This is a genomic window from Caballeronia glebae, from assembly GCF_001545035.1.
GTDB lineage: Bacteria > Pseudomonadota > Gammaproteobacteria > Burkholderiales > Burkholderiaceae > Caballeronia > Caballeronia glebae.
This window is the reverse complement of record NZ_FCOJ02000003.1, coordinates 154,030-176,444: the sequence shown is the minus strand read 5'-3', so window position 1 is coordinate 176,444 and position 22,415 is coordinate 154,030. Positions and strand designations below refer to the sequence as shown.

The 22,415-nt window shown below is 61.7% G+C and carries 23 protein-coding genes; 9 read left to right on the top strand and 14 right to left on the bottom strand.

What is annotated here, in order from left to right:
* Window positions 1-11 precede the first annotated feature (11 nt).
* The 5 genes from AWB82_RS03570 to AWB82_RS03550 are packed head-to-tail and all read left to right on the top strand — an operon-like array spanning window position 12 to window position 4,646.
* Window positions 12-941 carry a carbohydrate ABC transporter permease gene (locus AWB82_RS03570; RefSeq protein ID WP_235023156.1) on the top strand — a complete coding sequence of 310 codons (930 nt, stop codon included), beginning with the start codon at window positions 12-14 and terminating at the stop codon, window positions 939-941.
* Window positions 938-1,804, top strand: coding sequence for a carbohydrate ABC transporter permease (locus AWB82_RS03565; RefSeq protein ID WP_086965758.1), 867 nt, complete (start codon window positions 938-940; stop codon window positions 1,802-1,804). The genes AWB82_RS03570 and AWB82_RS03565 overlap by 4 nt, the downstream gene beginning before the upstream one ends.
* Before the next feature lie 34 nt (window positions 1,805-1,838).
* Complete coding sequence (locus tag AWB82_RS03560) at window positions 1,839-2,819, top strand: sugar-binding transcriptional regulator (RefSeq protein ID WP_086965757.1); 981 nt, start codon at window positions 1,839-1,841, stop codon at window positions 2,817-2,819.
* Window positions 2,820-2,829: 10 nt separating this feature from the next.
* Window positions 2,830-3,576, top strand: a complete 747-nt coding sequence (locus AWB82_RS03555) for an SDR family oxidoreductase (RefSeq protein ID WP_086965756.1) — start codon at window positions 2,830-2,832, stop codon at window positions 3,574-3,576.
* 32 nt (window positions 3,577-3,608) lie between these two features.
* On the top strand, window positions 3,609-4,646 hold the full coding sequence (locus AWB82_RS03550; protein WP_086965755.1) for an NAD(P)-dependent alcohol dehydrogenase: 1,038 nt from the start codon (window positions 3,609-3,611) through the stop codon (window positions 4,644-4,646).
* 25 nt (window positions 4,647-4,671) lie between these two features.
* On the opposite strand, the gene AWB82_RS03545 is transcribed toward AWB82_RS03550, so the two are convergent.
* Genes AWB82_RS03545 through AWB82_RS03530 form a run of 4 tightly spaced genes read right to left on the bottom strand, consistent with a single transcriptional unit; the run spans window position 4,672 to window position 8,614 of the window.
* A complete protein-coding gene (locus AWB82_RS03545; RefSeq protein ID WP_086965754.1) occupies window positions 4,672-5,037 on the bottom strand; it encodes a VOC family protein in 366 nt (121 codons plus the stop codon).
* A 54-nt stretch (window positions 5,038-5,091) separates the two neighbouring features.
* A complete protein-coding gene (locus AWB82_RS03540) occupies window positions 5,092-6,171 on the bottom strand; it encodes an ABC transporter substrate-binding protein (RefSeq protein WP_086965753.1) in 1,080 nt (359 codons plus the stop codon).
* 55 nt (window positions 6,172-6,226) lie between these two features.
* On the bottom strand, window positions 6,227-7,249 hold the full coding sequence (locus AWB82_RS03535; RefSeq protein ID WP_086965752.1) for an aldo/keto reductase: 1,023 nt from the start codon (window positions 7,247-7,249) through the stop codon (window positions 6,227-6,229).
* Window positions 7,250-7,270: 21 nt separating this feature from the next.
* On the bottom strand, window positions 7,271-8,614 hold the full coding sequence (locus tag AWB82_RS03530) for a Rieske 2Fe-2S domain-containing protein (RefSeq protein WP_086965751.1): 1,344 nt from the start codon (window positions 8,612-8,614) through the stop codon (window positions 7,271-7,273).
* 150 nt (window positions 8,615-8,764) lie between these two features.
* On the opposite strand from AWB82_RS03530, the gene AWB82_RS03525 reads away from it, so the two are divergent.
* Both AWB82_RS03525 and AWB82_RS03520 read left to right on the top strand, forming a co-directional pair.
* Window positions 8,765-9,544: an IclR family transcriptional regulator gene (locus tag AWB82_RS03525; RefSeq protein WP_235023155.1), complete on the top strand. Its 780-nt coding sequence runs from the start codon at window positions 8,765-8,767 to the stop codon at window positions 9,542-9,544.
* 42 nt (window positions 9,545-9,586) lie between these two features.
* Window positions 9,587-10,552, top strand: a complete 966-nt coding sequence (locus AWB82_RS03520; protein ID WP_086965749.1) for a PDR/VanB family oxidoreductase — start codon at window positions 9,587-9,589, stop codon at window positions 10,550-10,552.
* A 112-nt stretch (window positions 10,553-10,664) separates the two neighbouring features.
* Here AWB82_RS03520 and AWB82_RS03515 read toward each other — a convergent pair whose 3' ends face one another.
* From AWB82_RS03515 to AWB82_RS03500, 4 genes are all read right to left on the bottom strand, one after another.
* Window positions 10,665-11,948 (bottom strand): MFS transporter, encoded by a 1,284-nt coding sequence (locus tag AWB82_RS03515; protein WP_086965748.1) that lies wholly within the window; start codon window positions 11,946-11,948, stop codon window positions 10,665-10,667.
* A 46-nt stretch (window positions 11,949-11,994) separates the two neighbouring features.
* Window positions 11,995-12,378 (bottom strand): hypothetical protein, encoded by a 384-nt coding sequence (locus AWB82_RS03510; protein WP_235023154.1) that lies wholly within the window; start codon window positions 12,376-12,378, stop codon window positions 11,995-11,997.
* A gap of 107 nt (window positions 12,379-12,485) precedes the next feature.
* Window positions 12,486-13,622, bottom strand: coding sequence for a zinc-dependent alcohol dehydrogenase (locus AWB82_RS03505; RefSeq protein ID WP_086965746.1), 1,137 nt, complete (start codon window positions 13,620-13,622; stop codon window positions 12,486-12,488).
* Window positions 13,623-13,665: 43 nt separating this feature from the next.
* A complete protein-coding gene (locus AWB82_RS03500) occupies window positions 13,666-14,952 on the bottom strand; it encodes an aromatic ring-hydroxylating dioxygenase subunit alpha (RefSeq protein ID WP_086965745.1) in 1,287 nt (428 codons plus the stop codon).
* Window positions 14,953-15,141: 189 nt separating this feature from the next.
* On the opposite strand from AWB82_RS03500, the gene AWB82_RS03495 reads away from it, so the two are divergent.
* Entirely contained in the window at window positions 15,142-15,468 is a 327-nt protein-coding gene (locus tag AWB82_RS03495) for a non-heme iron oxygenase ferredoxin subunit (RefSeq protein WP_086965744.1), read from the top strand.
* Between the two features lie 41 nt (window positions 15,469-15,509).
* Here AWB82_RS03495 and AWB82_RS03490 read toward each other — a convergent pair whose 3' ends face one another.
* From AWB82_RS03490 to AWB82_RS03465, 6 genes are all read right to left on the bottom strand, one after another.
* Window positions 15,510-16,421 (bottom strand): CobW family GTP-binding protein, encoded by a 912-nt coding sequence (locus tag AWB82_RS03490; RefSeq protein WP_086965743.1) that lies wholly within the window; start codon window positions 16,419-16,421, stop codon window positions 15,510-15,512.
* A 12-nt stretch (window positions 16,422-16,433) separates the two neighbouring features.
* A complete protein-coding gene (locus tag AWB82_RS03485; RefSeq protein ID WP_086965742.1) occupies window positions 16,434-17,144 on the bottom strand; it encodes a class II aldolase/adducin family protein in 711 nt (236 codons plus the stop codon).
* Window positions 17,145-17,169: 25 nt separating this feature from the next.
* Window positions 17,170-18,003, bottom strand: a complete 834-nt coding sequence (locus AWB82_RS03480) for an ABC transporter permease (RefSeq protein WP_086965741.1) — start codon at window positions 18,001-18,003, stop codon at window positions 17,170-17,172.
* Window positions 18,000-18,824 (bottom strand): ABC transporter ATP-binding protein, encoded by an 825-nt coding sequence (locus tag AWB82_RS03475; protein WP_086965740.1) that lies wholly within the window; start codon window positions 18,822-18,824, stop codon window positions 18,000-18,002. Before AWB82_RS03475 ends, AWB82_RS03480 begins: the two co-directional genes overlap by 4 nt.
* 9 nt (window positions 18,825-18,833) lie before the next feature.
* Window positions 18,834-19,874, bottom strand: a complete 1,041-nt coding sequence (locus tag AWB82_RS03470) for an ABC transporter substrate-binding protein (RefSeq protein ID WP_086965739.1) — start codon at window positions 19,872-19,874, stop codon at window positions 18,834-18,836.
* Between the two features lie 85 nt (window positions 19,875-19,959).
* Complete coding sequence (locus AWB82_RS03465) at window positions 19,960-21,096, bottom strand: porin (RefSeq protein ID WP_086965738.1); 1,137 nt, start codon at window positions 21,094-21,096, stop codon at window positions 19,960-19,962.
* Between the two features lie 484 nt (window positions 21,097-21,580).
* Between AWB82_RS03465 and AWB82_RS03460 the strand changes: the two genes are divergently transcribed.
* Window positions 21,581-22,402 (top strand): IclR family transcriptional regulator, encoded by an 822-nt coding sequence (locus tag AWB82_RS03460; protein ID WP_086965813.1) that lies wholly within the window; start codon window positions 21,581-21,583, stop codon window positions 22,400-22,402.
* The last annotated feature ends 13 nt before the right edge of the window (window positions 22,403-22,415 follow it).

Below are 22,415 nucleotides of genomic sequence, written 5' to 3'. Positions count from 1 at the left end.
GAGGCGACCGAATGGCATCACCTGCAATGCACGCGCGCGGACCGCGCAAGCCCGCGCGCTACTTCGGCGTTTTACCGCGCTCGCCCGCCTTCTGGTTCCTGATACCCGCGATCGCGGCGCTCGCGATCATCGGCGTTTATCCGCTGCTGCTCGCGCTCTACAACTCGTTTCGTCAGTACAAGCTCGCGGATCTCGGCTCGGGCACGCCGTTCGTCGGCGTCGATAACTACGTCGCGACGCTCACCGATCCGTCCTTCTGGGAAGCGCTCGGGCGCACGGCCCTGTTCCTGTGCGTGACCTTGCCGATCGAAGTCGCGCTCGGACTCTTCGCCGCGCTGCTGCTGCATCGCACGGCGTTGCCGTGGATGCGCGCGGCGGCGCGCGTGAGTCTCGTCATTCCGATGGCGACGACGTATGCGGTCGTCGGTCTCATCGGCCGGCTGATCTTCAATCGGCAATTCGGCGTGGCGAACTATCTGACGGGTCTCATCGGCATACCGCCGCAGGATTGGCTCGCGGACCCGACGCTCGCGTTCGTCTCCGTGATGATCATGGATATCTGGCAATGGACGCCGTTCTGCGCGCTCATCTTGCTCGCCGGGCTTTCGATGGTGCCGAAAGAAGCCGAGGAAGCCGCGCGCCTCGAAACGCCGAAGTGGAGCATGATCCTCTGGCACTTGCAGCGTCCGTATCTGCTGCCCGGTCTCACGGCCATTCTCATTCTTCGTTCCGCCGACATGCTCAAGATGTTCGACGCCGTGTTCACGATGACGCGCGGCGGACCCGGCGCCGCGACGGAATTCATCAGCGTCTATATCCAGCGCATCGGCTTTCGTCTCTTCGATCAGGGCATGGCGTCCGCGCAGGCGATCATCCTGCTGATTCTGACGATCGTGCTGTCGCGTCTTTATATCCGCTTCGTGTATCGGGAGGCCGCGTGAGTTCATCCAACGTTCAGACCACGCAACGCGCAAGACGCGCACGCGCCGCACGACAGCGCGCGACGGTATGGCATTTCATCGGCCTCGTCGTCGTGTTCATGTCGTCGGTGTTTCCGTTCTACTGGATGGTCACGACGAGCCTCAAGAGCCAGGCCGACGCGCTCGCGTACCCGCCGAAATGGTTGTTCTCGCCGACCTTTCATCACTACTCGGCGGCGCTGTTCGAGCATGACGTGGCGGGCAGTCTGCTGAACTCGCTCATCATCGCGAGCAGCACCACGGTCCTCGCGATCCTGCTCGGCGCGCCCGCCGCTTACGCGCTCGCGCGCTACGAATTTCGCGGCAAGGAAGACCTGTGGTTCTGGTTCATCTCGAACCGCATGGTGAGCCCGGTCGTACTCGCGGTGCCGTTCTTTCTGATCGCGACGAAGCTCGATCTCGTCGATACGCATATCGTGCTGATCCTGCTGTATCTGACCTTCTCGCTGCCGATCGTGGTGTGGATCTGCACGGACCAGTTCCGCAACATTCCGGTCGAACTCGACGAAGCCGCGCGTCTCGACGGCGCGTCGCCGTGGCGCGTGTTCTGGCGCATCAATCTGCCGCTCGCGATGCCGGGCATCGTCGTATCGGCGATCTTCGCGTTCATCTTCTCGTGGAACGATCTGCTCTATGCGCTCGTGCTCACGCGCAGCGACGCGATCACCTCGCCGGTGGCCGCGACGAGCTACATGAGCGGCTATGAATTGCCGTGGGGCGAGATCATGGCGACGGGCACGTTGATCGTGCTGCCGATGGTCGTGTTCGCGCTGGCCGTATCGGGACGCCTGGTGCAAGGGCTCACGATGGGCGCGGTGAAATAAAATCGCGCGGCCTTTCATTGAACAACGGAACAACATGAGCAAGAGCGCACCGCCCGTAGCCGTCATAGAAGCGGACGATTCCATCGACTCGGAAGAGGAACTTCAGGCGCGCGTCGCGTGGCATTACTACGTCGGCAATCTGACGCAGCAGGAAATCGCGCAGCGCATCGGCAGCAATCGCGTGCGCGTGAACCGGCTACTCGCGGCGAGCCGCGAATCCGGCCTCGTGCAGATCACGATCAACAGCAAGATCGCGCCTTGCGTCGCGCTGGAAGAAGCCCTTGCGAAGCGCTTCGGCCTCGAATGCGCGGTGGTCGTGCCGACCGGCACGAACAACGAGGCGAACAATGCGGCGCTCGGCATTGGCGCCGCTTCCTATTTCGCCAGGCAGATAGTTGCAGGGCAAACTATCGGCCTCGGCTGGGGCCGCACGATCCGCGCCGTGTTGCGCGCGATGCCGCAGCGCACGTATGGCGCGGTGTCGGCGGTGTCGTTGCAGGGCGGACTGTCGCATTGCCCGAGCATCAATACGTTCGATATCGTGTCGGATTTCGCGAATATCTGCCGCGCCGACGGCTATCTTTTCGCCGCGCCGATCTACGTAAGCAGCCAGAAGGTGCGGGACGTGATCCTGCAGGAAGAAACCGTGCGCGAGACCTACGAACTCGCGCGCAATGCCGACCTCGCATTGCTGACGTGCGGCGATCTGACGGAATCGCTCGTGGTGACATACGGCATCGACAATCCCGAGCAACTGCGCGCGCTGGAAAAGGCGGGCGCGGTCGGCGACATGCTCGGTCATTTCATGGATGAAGACGGCGAACTGATCGATCATCCGCTGAATCGCCGCACTGTAGCGATCACGCTGGACGATCTGCGCAAGATCAGGCGCGTGATTCTCGTGAGCGGCGGCAAGAAGAAATTTCATGTGACGCGCGCGGCGTTGCGCGGGCGTTATCCCTCCGTGCTCGTGACCGATGAAGACACCGCGAGACGTCTGTGCAACGAGCCTTGAAGACGACACCATGACGACGATCGACAGAAATCGCGAATTCGCGGGCAAGACGGTGCTCGTGACCGGCGCGGGCAAGGGCATCGGTCACGCGACGGTCCATTTGCTGATCGAGCGCGGCGCGCGCGTGATCGCGTTGAGCCGCAGCGCCGCCGATCTCGATGCGCTGAAGAAAGAAACCGGTTGCGAAATCATCACCGCCGATCTCGCCGATGCCGATGCCGCGCGCGACGCGGCGTGTGCCGTTCAGCCCGTCGATCTGCTGGTGAACAACGCGGGCATTGCCGTGCTGGAGCCGTTCCTCGAAACGACCGTGGAAGCCTTCGACCTGACGATGAACGTGAACGTGCGCGCCGCGATGATCGTCGCGCAAGAGTGCGCGAAAAACATGATCGCGCGCGGCGTCGGCGGGTCGATCGTCAACGTATCGAGCTTGTCGGCGAATGTGGGCTTTGCGCTGCACGCGTCGTATTGCGCATCGAAAGGCGGACTCGACGCGATGACGCGCGTGATGGCTAACGAACTCGGCGCGCATGGCATACGCGTGAACGCGGTGCTTCCGACCGTCACGATGACGCCGATGGGCGAACGAGCCTGGAGCGATCCCGCGAAATCCGGACCGATGCTCGCGCGCATTCCGATGAACCGTTTCGTGGAGCCGGTGGAAGTCGCGCGCACGATCGCTTATCTGCTTTCCGAAGATTCGAGCATGGTCAGCGGCGTGAGCTTGTTGGTGGACGGTGGATTTCAGTCCTGCTGAGACGGCCTATTTTTTCTATCAAAGGAACGATGATGGAAGCACTGGTTCTGGAGGAAGCGAAACGCATCAGCTTGCGTCCGTTTAGTTTGCCGCAGGTCGTGGGCCCGCGCGACGTGCGCATCAAGATTCATACGGTCGGGATTTGCGGCAGCGACATTCACTACTATCAGCATGGCCGCATCGGGCCGTTCGTGGTGAACGAGCCGATGGTGCTGGGGCACGAGGCATCGGGCACGGTCGTCGAAGTGGGCGAGGAAGTGAAGCATCTGAAAGCGGGCGATCGCGTTTGCATGGAGCCGGGCGTGCCGGACATGGAGTCGCGTGCGTCGCGCGAGGGGCTGTATAACCTCGATCCGAAAGTGCGCTTTTGGGCGACGCCACCGGTGCACGGATGTCTCGCGCCTTATGTCGTGCATCCGGCCGCGTTCACGTACAAGCTGCCCGATAACGTGAGCTTCGCGGAAGGCGCGATCGTCGAGCCGCTGTCGATCGGATTGCAGGCCGCGAAGAAAGCCGCGATCAAGCCGGGCGATGTGGCTGTCGTGCTCGGCGCGGGCACCATCGGCATGATGTGCGCGCTCGCCGCGCTCGCGGGCGGATGCAGCCGCGCGATTGTCTGTGACCTCGTGCCGGAGAAGCTGGAGATTATCGGCGGCGTGCAAGGCGTGAGCGCGGTGAACATCCGCGAGAAGCGCGCGCTCGATGTCGTCAAGGAACTGACGGAGGGTTGGGGCGCGGACATCGTGTTCGAAGCGAGCGGCAACGAGAAGGCGTTCGAGGGCATCGTCGATCTGTTGTGTCCGGGCGGATGCATCGTGCTCGTCGGCATGCCGCAACGCGCGGTTCCGCTCGACGTCGTCGCGGTGCAGATCAAGGAAGCCCGCATCGAATCGGTATTTCGCTATGCAAATATATTTCCGCGAGCAATCCAGTTGATCGCATCCGGCAAGCTCGATGTGAAGCCGTTCATCTCGCGCTCGTTTCCGTTCGCGCAAGGCATCGAAGCATTCGAGGAAGCGGCGAGCGGCGTGCCCACCGACGTCAAGGTGCAGATCGTACTGGAAGAGTGATTCCGTGTCATGGGCGCTGCGTGCCTCAGAAAGGCACCTCGCCCACATGCCACAGCACGCCGGAAGGATCGAATACGAAACCGACCTTCATGCCCCAACTCTGAATGGCGGGGGCGCGCGCGGGATTGACGGAAAAGCGGCTGCTCAGCGCTTCGGGATCGACTTCACGCCACCAGGCATCGACATCGCGCACGAGCATTTGCAGCATGCAGTTCTCCGCGAACTCCTTCACGTAAAAGTTCTGGAGGATAAAACTGAAGCCTTCGGCTTTCATCATCGCGATGTTGTCATCCTGATGCGAAATGCGAAAGCCCAATGCTTCATAGAAGCGCTTGGACAGCTCGAAGTCCTTTGCGGGAACGAAGGGGCGCAGCGCGAGGAGTTGGCTCATCGGGAAAAGTCGGCGTGACTGGGAGCGCACAGTGTACCCGCGCGCGTGCGCCCGTCACGATTCCGATGCGTGCAGGAAGATCTGATTGAAGGTCCTGTTCCACTCTCCTCGCTCGCGCATCGTCATCGCCGGATCGACGAGCGCGACGTTCACACCCTGCATCGGCGAAGCGACGTTGCGATTCGTCGGCACATAGTCGCGCGACACGAGTATGCGTTGCGCATCGACGGATAGCAGATAGTCGTAGAGCAACAGCGCGGCGGCCGGATGCGGCGCGTGCGTGAGCAGTGCGACGCCGTTGGCGCGGGCCGCCGCGGGCTGCAACACGAACCAGTCGATTGGCGCGCCACGACGCTTGGCTTGCGCGGGCATGTAGTTGTAGACCTCCAGCGCAAGCGGCACTTCGCCGGCCACCACGAGATTATTCAGCAACGAGTTGCCCGTGCGCGCGGCCACGCCGTTCGTATCGACGAGCGTGCGAAAGAATTCGACGCCCTTGTCGCGGCCCATTTTCGTGGCCACGGTCGCGAACCAGTCGCTGCTCTTCGCTTCGATGCCGAGCTTGCCTTTCCAGTGCGACGCGAGAAGATCGTCGTAAGTCTTCGGCAAGTCGGCGGGTTTGATGAGGTGCGTGTTATACGCCTGAACCCACACCGACAGCATCGTCGATGCCCATTGCCGATGCTCGGGCACGACGTTCGGCGCGAGTTCCGCGAGCACCGGCGACGTCACCGGCGCGAGCAGCTTCTCGCGGCGCAGCGCATCGAGATACGACGAGCCCGTGTGCACCGCATCGACGATATAGCGATGCCCCTGCGATTCCGCGACGATGCGCTGCACCACTTGCTCGTCGCCCGCGCGCCATACGTTGACCTTGATGCCGTAGCGCGCCTCGAAGGGTTCGATGAGCGGCGCGACATCGGGCTGCGCGATCGACGTGTAGAAGTTCAGCTCGCCTTCAGCCTTCGCGGCCGCGAGGATCTTCGCGGAGCGGTCCGCGCCTTCGTATGACGCGAGCGTCATGTTCGGCTGCGGTTGCGAGTCCTTCGCGCGAGCCGCGATGGGCAGGCCAGCGGCGCCGAGCGCGAGCGTCGCGCCGGCGAGACGCATCACGTCTCTTCTCGTCGTTGTCATGAGGACGCGACCCTCCTTCGCTGCGAGATAATTGCGGTTGCAACTATAGGCGACATCATGACTCCGTTTCGGCGAAATTGCTTTGCCACAGGCGTTCGAGCCGCGCGTTGAGATCGTCGGCGAACGGGCCCATGCCGGACACCGCGCATAGCTCTTTCAGTTGTTCCATCGAGGAGAATCCGCCGAGCGCCGTGCTCACGCCGGGATGCGCGAGCACGAAGCGGAACGCGGCCTGCGCGAGCGAAATGCCGGACTCGCGCGCGAGAAACCCGACACGCGCGGCGCGCTCGCGCATCATCGTGGCATCGGCGGCGTTGCCGGAGACATCGCGCGCAAGGGGATGATGCGCTTGCCCCGAAACGCTCGTGTCCGACAGGAAGCCGCGCGCGAGCGCGCTGTAAATCGCAGTGCCTGCGCCGGCTTCGAGCGCGGCGTCGAGCACGGCGCCGCCGTCTTTATCGACGGCGAGGTTTGCGGGCAGCACCATGCCCGCGCTCGGATTGAGCAGCGTGTAGGGCACGTTGAGCAGACTGAACATGCCGGTCGCAAGCAGCTCGCGCACGTAAGGCGCGTCGTTGCCGCGACAGACGAAGCCCAGGTATCGCACCTTGCCGGCATCGACGAGATGCCTCAAGCCTTCCAGCGCGCCGCGCGGGCCGAGAAAGTGCTGCACGCCGAGCGTGTGATAGTCGCGTCCCGCAGGCGCGCGCGATCCGCACACGGGCGCGTTATGAATCTGCACTACATCGAGTCGATCGACGCCGAGCGCGTTCAAGCTCGATTCGACGGAATGCTCGACATGCGCCGCCACGTCGTCCAGATTCTCCGCGCGTATTTCGACCTTCGAGTTGAGCAAAGGCCGCGCGCCGAGCGCGCGCAACACGCGGCCGAGATTCGCTTCGGCGCCGATGTAATCGGGCGCGAGATCGAAGTAATTGATGCCCGCTTCGAGCGCTGCTGCGACGATGCGCAACTGCTCGTCGAAGCCGCCGCGCACCATCAATCCCGCATTGCCGCCGCAGCCGAAGCCGATCTCGGACACCTTGAGATCCGTATGCCCGATGCTTCTATATTTCATCGAGAGGCTCTCCGCTCGTAATCACGTCGGGCTCGCGCTGGCTTCGCGCGCGGCGATCTCCGCTTCCTCGATGCGGCGATGCAGATCCTTCACGTCTTCGATGATCGGGCCATAGCGATCCGCATCGTCATTGAAGAAGCCGCGATGATAGAGCTTGCGGAAATTGTGCTTGAGAAGCGGCTTGCTGTAGTCCGGCGCTTCGCCCGATCCGTAGATGATCTCGGGCGATTCGTGGCGCCAGAAGTTGATGGGTTCCAGTCCATCCTCGACGCGGCGAATCTGCTCGTCGAGTTGTCTGCGCAACAGCACGATGGGAATGTCCGTGCGCCCGAGCAGTTCCTGCGAGCGATCCATGATCGCGCCTTGCGCATCCCACACGAGCGCATCTTGCGCGAGCACGTAATCGAGAATCGGCTTGCCGTTCTCGTCGTAACGCGGCGGCTCGTACCACGGCACGCTGTCCTGCTTCGGCGCCTCGACGCCCGGCGGCGCCGCATAAACCTGATAGCAGATGTGGTACGTGTGCTCGTCGTCGATAGGCACGCGAATCTGATACTCGCTGCGCGGCGCGCCGGTCTTGCCCGTCTGCGTGAAGAACGGAAAGATCACGGTCGAGTGTTCGCGCGTGTAGTCTTCGTCCGCGCCGAGTTCCTTCGAGTAGCGCACGCCCTTCGAGATGCCGTGCGTGCTCGGATTCGCATACAGCTCCTTGATGCCGATGCCCGTCTTCAGTCGCGTATGCAAGGTGTGTTCGGCGCGCGCCGTCGCTTCCTCGTAACGTCCCTGCTTTTCCAGCACGTACTGAAACATGTGGCCGTGCGCCCATGCGCTGTGCGTCGGATCGCCGGTGTTCTCATGACACTGCAGCCAATTGCAGTTGATCTTCATGATCGCGATCTGGCGGATCGCGTTGGGCCACACGAAGAGATCCCAGCGCGGCAGCGCGGGCGCGGGCAGCGGGCCGAGATAGGCGAACACGAGCCCGCCCATTTCCTGCACCGGATACGCCTTGAGCTTTTGCTTGATCTCGCCGCGCGGAGTGGCTTCCATCGGCCGCTCGACGCATTTGCCATCTTCGTTGAAGAGCCAGCCGTGATAGGGGCAGCGCAGTCCGCAGTTGTCGGGAATGCCGAATTGCAGATCGACGTTGCGATGCAGACACCGATCGCCGATGAGCCCAAGCGTGCCGCTCTTGTCCTTGTAGAGCACGAGATCCTCGCCGAGCACGCGCACCTTGTGCACCGGATTTTCGTCGTCGAACTGCGAATAGGGCGCGATGGGAATCCAGTAGCGCCGCATCAGTTCGCCGCCCGGCGTGCCCGGGCCGACGCGCGTGAGTCTTTCGTTCATCGCTGCACTCAGCATGTTCCGTCTCCGTGTTCAGATGGGTGCAGATTAGGGTTCACCTAGCGTTCTGACAAGCGGCACAAATTCTGTTGGACAGAACCTCGCGTCGCGGCTATAAATTCCGTCATGAACGAACGTTGGAGAGAAGCGATGATCCTCGATAACCCAATGCAAGCTACACATCCCGATGCGTCATTCGATGAAGCGAACGAGATCGAGGACAAGCGTCCGCGCGTCGAAGCGGTCGAACGTTCGCTCGCGATTCTGCAGTGTTTTCGTCTGCCGGGCGAAGCGCTCTCGCTCGCGGTGCTTGCGCAGCGTTCGGGCTTTTACAAGAGCACGATTTTGCGGCTGTGCGCATCGCTCGTGCATATGCGTTTTCTCGATCGCGATGCGAGCGGACAATTCACGCTCGGTCCGGAATTGCGGCGCCTGGGCGCGCTGAGTCAGGCCGACGTCAGTCTCGAAGACCTCGTGCGTCCGGCGCTGCAAAAGCTTTCGACCTTCACGCGCGAAACGGCTTCTTTCTATGTGCGCGACGGCGACGAACGCGTCTGTCTTTATCGCGTGAATTCGCCGCGTTCGGCGCGGCATCACCTCGATGAAGGCTCGCGGCATTCGTTGAAAGGCGGGGCGGCGGGCCGTGTGTTGTGGGCATTCGATCCGCAATCGCGCGGCGAGGAAACGAGCCTGCCGGTGCGCTCGCGCGGCTGGGTCGTATCGAAGGGCGACCGCGATCCCGATCTCGCGGCGGTCGCGGTGCCGCTTCTGAACGAGCGTGGCGAATTGCTTGGCGCGTTGACGGTCTCGGGGCTGCTCACGCGCTTCACGACGGATCAGGTGAAGGTATTCCGCAAGATGCTGCTCGATACCGCCGCCGCGCTCAAGCCGCGTCTGCCGATGAAAAGCGTGCTCACGAGCGCCGCGCATCGCATCAACCATGATTGATCTCGCGGCGCAACGACGCCGCACGTATGGAGGAGTGGTTTCATGTCTTTGCAGATGAGCGCATCCGCTGCGCCGATGAACATGCGCGTGACGGCCATCCGTTACGCGGCCGACGATATCAACGTGTACGAGATCCGTCGTCCCGACAACGCGGCATTGCCGCACGCCGAGCCGGGCGCGCATATCGACGTGCACATGCCGAGCGGCCTCATGCGCCAGTATTCCCTCGTGACCGCCGACGGCGACGAGCGCGCGTATCTCATCGGCATCAAGCGCGATCGCGCGAGCCGCGGCGGGTCGCGCTTCATGCACGAGCAATTGCGCGTCGGGCAGATGCTCGATATCGGCGGGCCGCGCAATAACTTTCCGTTGTGCGAGACGGCTTCGCATACCGTGCTGATCGCGGGCGGTATTGGCATCACGCCGATCTGGTGTATGGCGCAACGTCTGATGCGTTTGAATCGTTCGTTCGAGTTGCATTACGCGTGTCGTGAGCGCAAAGAGGCGGCTTTTATCGATACGTTCTCGGCCTTGCCGCAAGCGAAGCTGCATTTCGATTCCGAAGAGAATGGCCGCGTGCTCGATATCGCCGCTATCGTCGCGAATGCGTCCGAAGGCTCGCATTTCTATTGCTGCGGTCCGCAGCCGATGCTGGCCGGATATGAGGCCGCCACGGCTTCGATCGATCAGGCGCGGGTACACATCGAATACTTCGCGCCACGCGCGGCGGCCGCTTGTGAAGGCGGCTTTGTCGTGCAATTGCATCGCACGGGCCAGCAGTTTGAAGTGCCGCAGGGAAAGACGATTCTCAAGGTCTTGCGCGAAGCCGGCGTGTCCGCGCCGTATTCGTGCGAAGAGGGTATCTGCGGTGCGTGTCAGGTGGACGTGATCGAAGGAACGCCGGATCATCGTGATAGCGTGCTCAGCGAGCGTGAACAAGCGGCGGGCGATACGATGCTGATCTGTTGCTCCGGGTCGAAGAGCGGGCGATTGGTGATCGACTTTTAATTTTTTTTGAGTTATCGCCGGATTCCGTTTTCGTGGCGGATTAGCACTGCGCCTGTGCTAATAAACCGACACGAAAACAGGATTCCACGCCCCCGGACTTATAAAACTCAAATCAGGAATTCACCTCGACCGGGGGCCTGTCGACAACGGAACCCGAATCGGTTTTCATAGCTTTTCTAGGATCGCCTTGCTCCGGATAAGCATAAGGCCCCAGCCGGATAATCGAAATCACCGACACGGCCACCATGCCGGAAAAGACCCATAACGCCAGATGATAAGAATGCGTGAGGTCATAGCAAAGGCCGGACAGAAAGATCATGATCCCCGCGCCCCATCCCCAGCATGCCCACATCCCGCCGCACACGCGCCCGAACAGGCGCAAGTCGAAGTAGCGGCTCACGATGAACGTGATGATGTCGGCCTCCGCGCCGATGCTCACGCCGATCATCGCGGAAGCGGCCATCGCCGCATCGCCGGTCGCGCCCGCCGCGAGAACCAGCACGCCGCATAGCGTCAGACCGAAGGACATCGCCGCGACATACGGCGCATGCACGCGATCCATCAGATAGCCCGCGAACAAGCGGCCGACAGCCGAAGCAAGACCGGCAATGGAAAGCATCGCGCCCGCCGCGCGCACGGTCTCGCCGCGATCGGTCATCATCGGAACGAGTTGCGACAGCAACGCGAGCAGCACGCCCGACATGCAGAAGATCGCAATGCCCAGCAAGCGGAACGTGCGGTCGTGACGAAAGATCGTCCAGAGGGAAGGAAGATCGGCGCGTGCTTCGCGTGCGCGCCGCGCGATAGCTTCATCGACGCCGGGCGGCATCTTCACGAGGAAGTAGAGAGCGGGAATCGATAACACTGCCATCAACGCGGCGACGCCGAGATAACCTGTGCGCCAGCCGAAATGACGCAGCAGATAACCTGCGTATTGCGGCATCAGCATCGCGCCGATGGCCGTGCCGCCGACGGTCAGGCCGAGCGCCAATCCACGTCGATGATCGAAACGCGCGCATACCACCTTCGCATACGGCAAGGCATTGCTGCCGGGCGCGAAGAAGCCGACCATCACGAACACGAGACAGAAGAGCGCGAGCGAAACGGGTATCACGCCGACGAGCGCAATCGATGCCGCGAATAGCAACAGGAACAACATCGTGGGACGGCGCACGCCGAAGCGGTCGATCAGCGAGCCGAGCACGATCGTGCCCGGGCCCATGGCGAACTCGAAGATGGTGAGGCCGAGCGACACTTGCGCGCGACTCCAGCCGTTTTCCGCGGCGATAGCCTTGATAAAGGTGCCGAACATGAACGCCGATACCACGCCCGCGCCGACGGATAGGCAGATCGCGCCGCCGAGGACGGTCCACCATCGATTGATGTCTTGCTTCAAGGCCTTGTCTCCTGCATGTCCGCGCGTGCGTGGACGAATTCGTTTGTCATGCGCCGAGCGCGACGAGCAGATCTTCCAGATAGCCTGCGCTTACTGGAAGAATCAGCATCGTGCAATGAGGGCGCAAAAGATCGGCGGTGCCGGCGCGTTCGCTGTGATTGTCGCGCGGGCCGATCACGCCCGATACAGTCACGCCGCGGCTGCGATACGCCTTCGCCGCAACCGCGCCCGCTTGTGCATCGTCGCCTTCGCGCCCCGCGACGACGACGAGGTCGGGCGTGCCGAGCCATGCGTTCAACTCGGCCGTGTTCGCATCGACGCTGCGCAGAATGCTCGCGGCATCCGTGCCTTCGGTCTGCAACAACGCGGCTAGCTCGCTGGCACGCGCGAAGTGCACGTCGGCGTGCGCGCGCCCGGCGCATCTTCTCACTTCCGCGTCGTCATCCGTAAGAGCAATGACCCTGATGCGGCGCGGCGCGGAATTCGGGGACCGGACCCTGAAACGCACCTCGGAAGACGCGCGATGTTCGGATGTCGTCACTGCCATGGATCGATCGTCATGTGAATCGCGCCTTCGACGCCGTCGCCCTGCAAGGTGCGCAGCGCGAGATCGGTGTCGCCGAGGCCGAAAGTGTGAGTGCTCATCTGCGTGACATCGTGACGATTCGCGGCGATGAGTTGCAGCGCGAGCTCGACCGACTGATAGCTATGCCCGCGCATGCCCTTCACCGTGAGAAAACGCGCGATGATCATGTCGCTGTTGAACTCGGGAATCGGCACGCGCTTCTGACCGCCGAGCACGACAGTGCCGCGCTTGCGTGCGAGCTGGATCGCGGACGTGACCGTGGACGGCCCGCCCGATGCGCAGTCGATCACGAGATCGGCCATTGCGCCGCCGGTGAGATCGGCGACGCGTTCGAGCACGTCTTCCTGATCGACTTCGATCGTGTGATCCGCACCGAGACGCCTCGCGAGTTCGAGACGCTCGCGATCGGTTTTCGTCGAAAGCCCCGTCACGATGATCTTCGCCGCGCCCGCTTCACGCGCCGCGACGACGCACGATAACCCTTGCTGTCCCGGTCCCTGAATCACGACGGCCTGACCCGGCCCCGCGCCACCTTGCAGATACGCCCATTCGATGCCGTTGCCGAGCGGGAGCGCAAGCGCCGCATGTTTCGGCGCGACCTTCGAGGGCACGCGATGAAACACCGTATTCATATGCAGATGTTGATACTGGCTGAAACCGCCCCAAAAACGCGGCGCGGTGCGCAAACCGGTCGCGCCGTAACGCAGACCGTTGAGACGCCAGTCGGTGGCATCGCAAAGACGGAACTCGTTGGAGAGACAGTACTCGCAATGGCCGCACGGCACGTACTCTTCGAGCGCGACGTAATCGCCTTCTTTCAGGCCCCATCGTGCGCGCGCGAGTTCGCCTGCTTCCTCGATATGCCCGACCGTTTCGTGCCCGAGAATCAAAGGCCCGCGGCTTTGCGGCAATTGACGATAGTAGGGACCGTCGCTGCCGCACACGCCGGTGATGGCGACGCGCAACAGTCCCGTCGACGATGTGATGGCGGGCCGCTCGAACGTCTGAATCTCCGTGCGCGACGGCTCGACCGCAACAGCGGCCTTGAATGTGCGCGAGGCTTCGCTATGTCCGTGTATTTCGTTCATGCATCAATGGCGCGCGATTCATGACGAACCGGGCGCGTCCTCGTCAGATGGTGGTGTGTGCCTTGCCCGCTTCGGCGTGAAGCGCATCGTGCGCGCCTTCCTTGAAGGGCTTTTCGCGATGCAGGACGATAGCGACCGAACGCACCTTTTGCGATTCCGGATCGCGTCCCGGCGGCTCGATGCCTTTCTCCGCGAGCGCGCGCGCCGCCTTCATCAAACGATGACGCACCATGATGATGCCGTTGTCCGTCGAAACCAGATTCTCGCGAGTCCGATCCTGAATCGGTCCCATGCTTTCCTGAAGCGATGCGTCCTGCATCGCAATACCTTCGATGCCGCTATACGTGATGCCCGTCTTTTGCGCGGCGCGATCCATCAGATAGTTATTGGTCTTGTTCTGCAGCGGAATATACGTGCCGGGAATGTAGCGCACGTGAATGCCCTTGCCGTCCTTCATTGCCTGCACTTCGGTTTCGGTGAGATCGCGCGTCGGGTGATAGTCGAAGCTCCAGGCCCAGCAGTTTTCATCGTCGATAGGCACCCAGAAGTGGCCATGCACCGGATGATCGCCGCGCGGCGGAACCATCGTGAAGCAGGGCATGACCCACGGCGTGATGCGCCAGTAATACTGGTCGTCCTCGGCATTGCGGCGCGCGCCGATGAAGAGGCCGCCATCGGATTCGACTACTTCGAACACGGGGCTCAGATCGGAAAGGTTGTACTGATTGCCGCGCGAGCCCTTGAAAAGCGGGTCCGTGTTGAGGCTGCCGCTGTGCAGAAACGAGACGTGGCTCGAATCGACGCCGCCTTCGAGCGCCTGCAGCCAGTTGCATTCCTGGAGCCGCTTGGTCATGAACGACTGACTCTGGGGCACGGTCGAGAACTCGAATGCGGGCAGCGGCGGTTGCTCTTCCTTCGGTCCCATGTACACCCAGACCACGCCGCCTTGCTCGACGAGCGGATAGGACTTCAGCTTGATCTTGTTGCAATAGCCGCTCGCGGCCGGTTCAGACGGCACGTCGATGCACTGGCCGTTCACATCGTATTTCCAGCCGTGATACGGGCAGCGAATACCGCCTTCCTCATTGCGGCCGAACCAGAGCGAGACGCCGCGATGCGCGCAGAACTCGTCGATGAGACCGAGCTTGCCTTCCGAATCGCGGAACGCGAGCATGCGCTCCGACAGCAATTGCAGACGCACTGGTTCGCCCCCCGGCACCGCGACTTCCTCGGACAGGAGCGCAGGCAGCCAGAAGCGGCGGAACAATTCGCCCATCGGCGTGGCGGGGCCGGTTTGCGTGACCAGATCGTTTTGCTCTTTTCTCAACATAGTGCTTGCCTCAGGGTTTGCGCTCGTCTCTCGACGTGTGTTCGTGTGGACCGTTCGTTCGCGCCGCTTTTCACGGGTACGCCTTTGGCGTTGTTTTCGATGCGTTCCGTATAAAGGAACGCTGTTCATCAAACAGGAACAAAGTTATCATTTGGCCCATCTCATGTCAAACGGAGAAGGAGATAACCGATGCATCAAGCTTGCGCATTTGCCAGTCTTTGCAAAGCCGGCGAAGTCGCCGAGGGTCAGGCGATCAAAGTCGAGAAAAACGGCCTCACGCTCGCCGTGTTCAACATTCAGGGCGAGTACTTCGTCACCAACGATACCTGCACGCACGGGCCGGGCTCGTTGTCCGAGGGCTATATCGACGGCGACGTGGTGGAATGCGATTTCCATAACGGCTCGTTCAACATCAAGACGGGCGAAGTCGTCGCGCCGCCCTGCATGATTCCGCTCAAGACCTACAAGACGCGTGTCGCCGATGGCGAGGTGACGATCGAGATCGACGGCGAATGAAACTGGCTATAGCGCGTGCGTTTCGGCGCGCGCGTTTAGCGTCAGGCCTGCGTTCTTACGATCAACGTAAGACCGCTTTTCACGGCATTCGCGGCACATTCCGTGATTCGCGCATGCGCGTCCCCACGCGCGAACTGCACGAGCGCGAGCGCCTCACGGTTCTTCAGACGCACCAATCCCTTCAGTCTCAGCAGCGAATCGCCATGGCGCGCCGTGATGTCCCGCACTTGCGCGTGCAGACCGTCGATATCGGATGCTTCGTCGATGGCGATGAAGTGCGTCACGGCATCGTGCGAACGCGGACGTGAGAAGGGACGCGCAACGGGTCTTTCAATGCGATGCGCGGGTTGGGCGAGAAGCGCGAGGGCGTCCTGCAACGCGAAGCTGGCGTTCGCCGAATGCGCGATGCGCGCGTTGGGCAACTGCGCATTCAAGGCGTCGAGTTCTTCCGCGCTGACAAGATCCGTCTTGGTGACAATCGCCACATCCGCGCCGCCGAGTTGCGCGCGGGCCTCGGCGAAGCGCGCGAGCGTATCGATTGCGTTGGGCGCGGCAATCGTCGTGAACGTGCCCGCCATGCGATATCGTTCCTTCACGAATGCATTGAGACTCAGCGATGCAACGAGCGGTCCCGGATCGGCGAGGCCGGTAGTTTCGATGACAACCATCTCGAAGCGCGCGATGCTGCGATGGAGCCGCGCCCAGAACAATTGTTCGAGCGCTTCGTTGAGCGCGGGCAGGCCGCTGCAACAGACGCACGCATCGGCGAGCAGCATCGATGCATCGCCCGAGAAGCCGAGCGTTGCATGATCGATGCCGACCTCGCCCACTTCATTGACGATGAGCGCGGCATTCGAGAAGGGCGCTTCCTTCAGCCAGCGCGATAGCAGCGTGGATTTGCCGCTGCCGAGAAAGCCGGTCACGACATAGACCGGTATGCGTTCGCGATGCATTCGATACGAAACTCAATCGCGAGCGCGGAGCTTGCCCGCGTGATAGTCCCAGACCTTCTGCAGGAGGTGCGGCTTCCATAGATCACGCTGAATGACGGCGATCTGATCGGCATCGAGCACGGTCGGTTCGCCGAGCTGACTCGCGAGATACTGTCGGTGCGCGTTCTCCTCCAGATAGAACGCGAGCACGAACGCTTCGAGAATGCTCGATGCCGCGATCACCGAACCATGCGACTTAAGCATCGCGACACGATGCGGCCCGAGCGCGTCGGCGAGCGCTTCACCGAGTTCCTGGCGATTGATCGAAGCGGTCTTCGGAAAGCGTCGAATCTCGCCGAGCACGGCCGCCTGCATGATCACCGGCAGCACCGGCTTGCCCGTCATGCTGAAGAGCGTGGACCATAGCGGATGCGCGTGAATCACCGAGCCGACGTCCGGCCGCTTGCGATAGATCTCCGAGTGGATATGAAACTCCATCGGCGCAACGGCATCGCCTTCGATCAGGTTGCCGTCGAAATCGACGATGACGATATCCGCCGCCGTGAGCGCGCTGCGCACCGACGCGCCGGAGTTGATCAACATGCGCTCCTGGCCCGGCACGCGCCAGCTTGCATGCCCGTTGAAGTCGATGACTCCGGCGCGTTCAAGCATGAGGATCGCGTCGGCCAGCATGCGCTTCTGGCCGGTGTGGCTTTCGGTTTGAATCGTTGCGGTCGAGTTCATGTCGTGACGAAATGATGAGCCGCGTTCAACGCGACGACTTCCACGGAATCAGCTTGCGCTCAAGCTCGGTCAGCACGACCGAGATGATGTAACCGAGCGCCGCGATGACGAGCAAACCCACATACATCTGTTCCACGGAGAGCAGTTCCCACGCGTTCCAGATCATGTAGCCGAGGCCGCTTTTCGAGCCGATCATTTCCGCAATCGCGATCAGCATCAGACCGAGACCGATGCCGAGCTTGATGCCGCTCATGATGTGCGGCACGGCGCCCGGCAGCGCGATCGTGCGAAACACTTGCCAGCGGCTCGCGCGAAAGTTGCGGCCCACGTCGAGATAGATCTTGTTGATTTCGAGCACGCCCGTCGCGGTATTGATGAGCACGGGAAAGAACACGCCGATCGCGACCATCACGATTTTCGAGGCTTCACCGAGGCCGCAGATCAGCAACAAAAGCGGGAAAATCGCGCTCTTCGGCACCGGATACGTCGCCGCGATGAGCGGATCGAACACGGCGCGCAGCGGCCGCGAGAGTCCGATCGCGACGCCGAGAAGCAATGCCGGGATGCCGCCCGCGAGCGTGCCCCAGAAGAGCCGTTGCAGCGTCGCCCACGTGTTGTCCCAAAGCGAACCGTCGTTCACGAGCGCGATGAACGTGCCGAACACTTTCGACGGCGCGGGAAAGAAGCGTTCGTCGATAACGCCCGTTTCCGCGAGAATCTGCCACACGAGCAGAAGCACGATCGGCGACGCGATGCTGATCATGCGGTCACGATTGTTGCGCGAGAATAAGCGCTTGAGCCGGGAAGGAGAGGACTTGTATTGCATCGCCGGTGCGGTCAGTTTTTGCGCGGTTTTCATGCGTGAATCTCGCCAAGGTCGCGGGCACGGGCGCGCTGAACTTCGTCGCGCAATTGTCCCCAGATGGAATAGACGAACTCGCCGTACTCGGGCCGCGAACGCAGTTCGAGCACCGAGCGCGGACGCTCGAACGGCACGTCGACGATCTGCTTTGCCGTGCCCGGTTGCGCCGTCATGATCATCACGCGATCGCCGAGCGTGACCGCTTCATCGACGCTGTGCGTAATGAATAGCACCGTCTTGCGCGTCTCTTCCCAGATGCGCAGCAACTCTTCCTGCAGCAGCACCTTGTTCTGCTCGTCGAGTGCGGAGAAGGGCTCGTCCATCAGCAGGATGTCGGGATCGTTCGCGAACGCGCGCGCAATCGATACACGCTGACGCATGCCGCCCGACAATTGATGCGGATAAGCCTTCGCAAAGCGCGTGAGGCCCGTGCGACTCAGGTAATGTCCGACCACTTCGCGTATCTGCGCTTTCGGCACGCCGCGCAACTTGAGACCGTAAGCGGCGTTGTCCCACACGGTCATCCACGGGAAGAGCGAATCGCCTTGAAAGACCATCGAATTGCTCGGACGCTTTTCGCTGGGCGCGCTGATTTCGACGGTACCGCTCGTCGGCTCGTCGAGATTCGCGAGCATGCGCAACAGCGTGGACTTTCCGCAGCCGCTCGGCCCGACGATCATGAAGAAGCAGCCCGTCGGAATGTCGAGCGTGATGTTGTCGAGCGCGGTTACGGTCCCGCCACCCGATTGAAACGACTTGGTCAGATTGCGCAGGCGGATCTTGACCGGCGCGTCATCGGAAAGAGAGGGAATCGACATGCCGGCTCCTTACTTGGTCGGCTTATACGGGCCGAGTTGCTTCACGGCGTTTTCCGCAAAGGACGTGTCCAGCACTTGCGCGACCGTGACGTTGCCCTTCACGACACCTTCGCTCTTGAAGAACGCGAGATCGTTTTCCAGGCTGGCGACATTGAGCTTGCCGTCCGGATTGGTGCCCTGCGGCACGATCGTGCGATAGATGTTAGGGTCCTTGATGGGCGTGTATTCGGTGAGGATGGAGATAACTTCGGGCGCGTTCGGGCCGGCGATCTTGCCGTTCGAAAGCGCATTGTTATAGTCCCGCACCGCATGGATATACGCGCGCATGAACGCCTTCGCCGCTTCCGGATGATCCTTGATGAAGCCGGTCGAATAGAGCACGACCGCGAGCTGATGATTCGGATAGATTTGATCGTCACCGACCACGCGCACGGCCGCGCCGCGCTTCACGGCCTCGGTCGCGGAAGGCTCGGTCGTGAGCGCCGCATCGACAGCCTTGTTTTGCAGCGCCATCACATGTTGCGGAAACGAGAGATAGATGCGCTCGACATCGCTCGTCTTGAGGCCGGCTTTCTTGAGCGCCTCGTTCATCGTCGACGTCGATGCGCTGCCCGTCGCGCTGCCCGCGACTTTCATGCCCTTGAGATCGGCGAGCGACTTGTAGCGGCCACTCGCGACGAGATCGGCACGCACCAGCAGCGGCTGATAACCATAACCCGGCGGCGTCGAGCCCTTGTCCGCGACGATCTTTATGCCGATGCCGCGCACGACCGCGTTATACAAACCTGCCGAAGGCGATCCGCCCGCCACGTCGAGCTGGCCTGCGCCGAGCGGCGCGACCATCTTCGCGCCGGAGTCGAACGGGATGAACTTCGCGTCGAGTCCTTCCTGACGAAAGTAACCCTTCTTCTCGGCGATGAAAAACGCCACGTCGCTGCTCGCGTTGGCGATGCCGACGCGCACCGTCGTGAGATCGGCGGCGAACGCCGCACCCGACCCCGACACGACATACGCGACGAGCGCCGCGCCCCATAGCCTGACTCCTTTCACTGCTTGTCTCCTTGATCGAACATCTGTCGCGCATTACTTGTGAGCCGCGGCGCTCGCGCGCCGCACGTCATTCATGCAGCGTCGCTTAGAAGCGATGACGCAGCGAGAGCTTGACCGCCACTTGATTCGGCGTCGTGGACTGGCCGAGCGAGCCGATTGCCGCGACGGCGGACTTGCCCGTCGAATCGATGCCCGATGCGTGCTGCCATACACCGACGAGGTTCAGGTCGGTGCGCTTCGAGATGAAGTAGTCGGGCCCGAAATCCACTTGCTCGTACTTCGCCGATTCAGCCTTCGTGTAATCGAAAGAGGCGGCGATCTGCAATGTCGGAATCACGAAATAGCGCGCGTTTATTTCATAACTGTTGAACGTGGCCTTGCCGGTATTCGGCGTGGTCGGCGTGCGCAGGATGTCGTTGAAGCGCGTGTTCGTATAGACGAAGCCGACCTTGCCCGCGCCGAAGCTATACGAAATGCCCGCGCCGAAGATTTCCACCGAGTTCGCCGATGCATAGCCGCTATATACGGGACTCTTGCCCGGCGATGTATAACCTGGCTGGCCGGGGTTCACGGTGCCGTCGTAGGCGGAGACCGATGGGTTGTTCACGTTGTCGTAGGCGATCGCCGCGCTGATCGGACCATTCACGTACGACGCGGCAAGCGTGTAGATACGGTTCGATCCGAAGTTGCCCGCGACGCCGCCGGGCGCGAAGATGCCCGACAGACGCAGCCCGTACAGATTCGGCGACATGTACTTCACCGCATTGTTCACGCGGAAGTTCGAGTTGAGGTTATCGAAGTCGCCCGGATGCGTGCCGACCCATGCCCACAGTGAAGTCGCCGCGATCTCGCCGATCCATTCGGTCATCGGATCGTATTGGCGGCCGAGCGTGACCGTGCCGTAAGGGCTCGACAATCCGACGAACGCTTGCCGGCCGAACTCGCGTCCGCCTTGCAGCAGTTTGCCGTTGGACGTATCGAAGCCGTTTTCGAGCGTGAATATCGCCTTCATGCCGCCACCGAGATCTTCCGAACCGCGCAAACCCCAGCGGCTGCCGTTCGTTTGCCCCGTCACCGTCTCGACGTTCGCATGGCCCGACTGATTGTTGATATAAACCACACCGGCATCGAGCAGCCCGTACAACGTCACCGAGCTTTGGGCATGCGCCACGCCGACGCCTGCCAGCATGGGAAGTGCGAGAAACAGCGCTGTCTTTTTCATGGGGTCTCCGTCCCTTGATTCATAGTGATGCCGGTTGTTTCCGAACCGGGATGCTTTGCTGCGGAATCTTTTTTATGTCGACGCTTTAATTTCGTATGCCTAACGGTATTCGCGTCTTGCGCGCTTCCTTGAGCGCTTTCATTTACGAATGTTCGATTACTTTCGCGGCGTGGCGCCGCCTATGTCGATGGCTCTGCGATGGCGTGGCCGGTGAAAATCGGGGACTGCTATTTTGTTCCTCTATGCAGAACGCTGGTCTGCTAAAATGGCACGAACTGAGTTTCGCTTTGTTTAGGTCCCTAAGTCAAGCGGTTCGAAAGCTTGTCAGGGTTATTACGCATTCGTGTTGCACGTAGCCGTCCGGAATTCGAACGATCCGTTGTTTTTGCATCGTGAGGTAACAGTTCCGCCGGCGGCGATACTAAATTCGTAGCGTTCCTATATACGGAACGCTATTCCATTATTGTATTTCGTGGAGTATATTTTGGCGAAATCGGACGTAACGCAGGTCGAAGCAGGCAAGGCGCAGGAGAAAGACGAAGGGCCGCAGCGCCTGTCTTCGGTGACGGCGGCGCTCCAGTTGTTGAAGGTGTTCTCGGAGCATGAGCCGGAGTTGGGCATCAGCGTGCTGGCGAAGCGCATGGGTATCGCGAAGAGCACGGCGCATCGGCTCGCAAGCGCGTTGCTGGCCGAGGGCATGCTGGAGCAGAACGCGGATAACGGGCGCTATCGGCTCGGCATTCAGTTGTTCACGCTGGGCGCGCTCGTGCGGCGGCGCTTCGATGTGACGAAGCAGGCCGTGCCGTTTCTGCACGTGCTGCGCGAGCACACCGACGAAACCGTGCATCTCGCGGTGCTGGACGATACGAGCATCGTGTACCTGTTCAATCTCGAAAGCGATCAGGCGATCCGCATGCGTTCGTATATCGGGGTGCGCAAGCCCGCGTTCTGCACCGCAGAAGGTCATGTGCTGCTCGCGTCGCGTACGCCCGATGTGGTTTCGCGCGTGTTGAAGGAAGGTCTCGTTGCGCGCACGCCGAAGACCAACACCGACACGCAAGTGTTTCTGAAGGCGCTGGACGCCGCGCGCCGCGAAGGTTATTCGATCGACGACGAAGAGTCGGAGGTCGGCATGCGTGGCATCGCGGCGCCCGTGCGCGATATCACGGGCAACGTGGTGGCGGCTGTCGGTGTCGGCGGGCCGGCGCAACGGCTCACGAAGAAGGCGCTGCGCGCAGCGGTGCCGCATTTGCTTACCGCGGCCGAAGGCATTTCCGCAACGCTCGGATACCACAGGCCGCTATGAAATAACTCTTGAG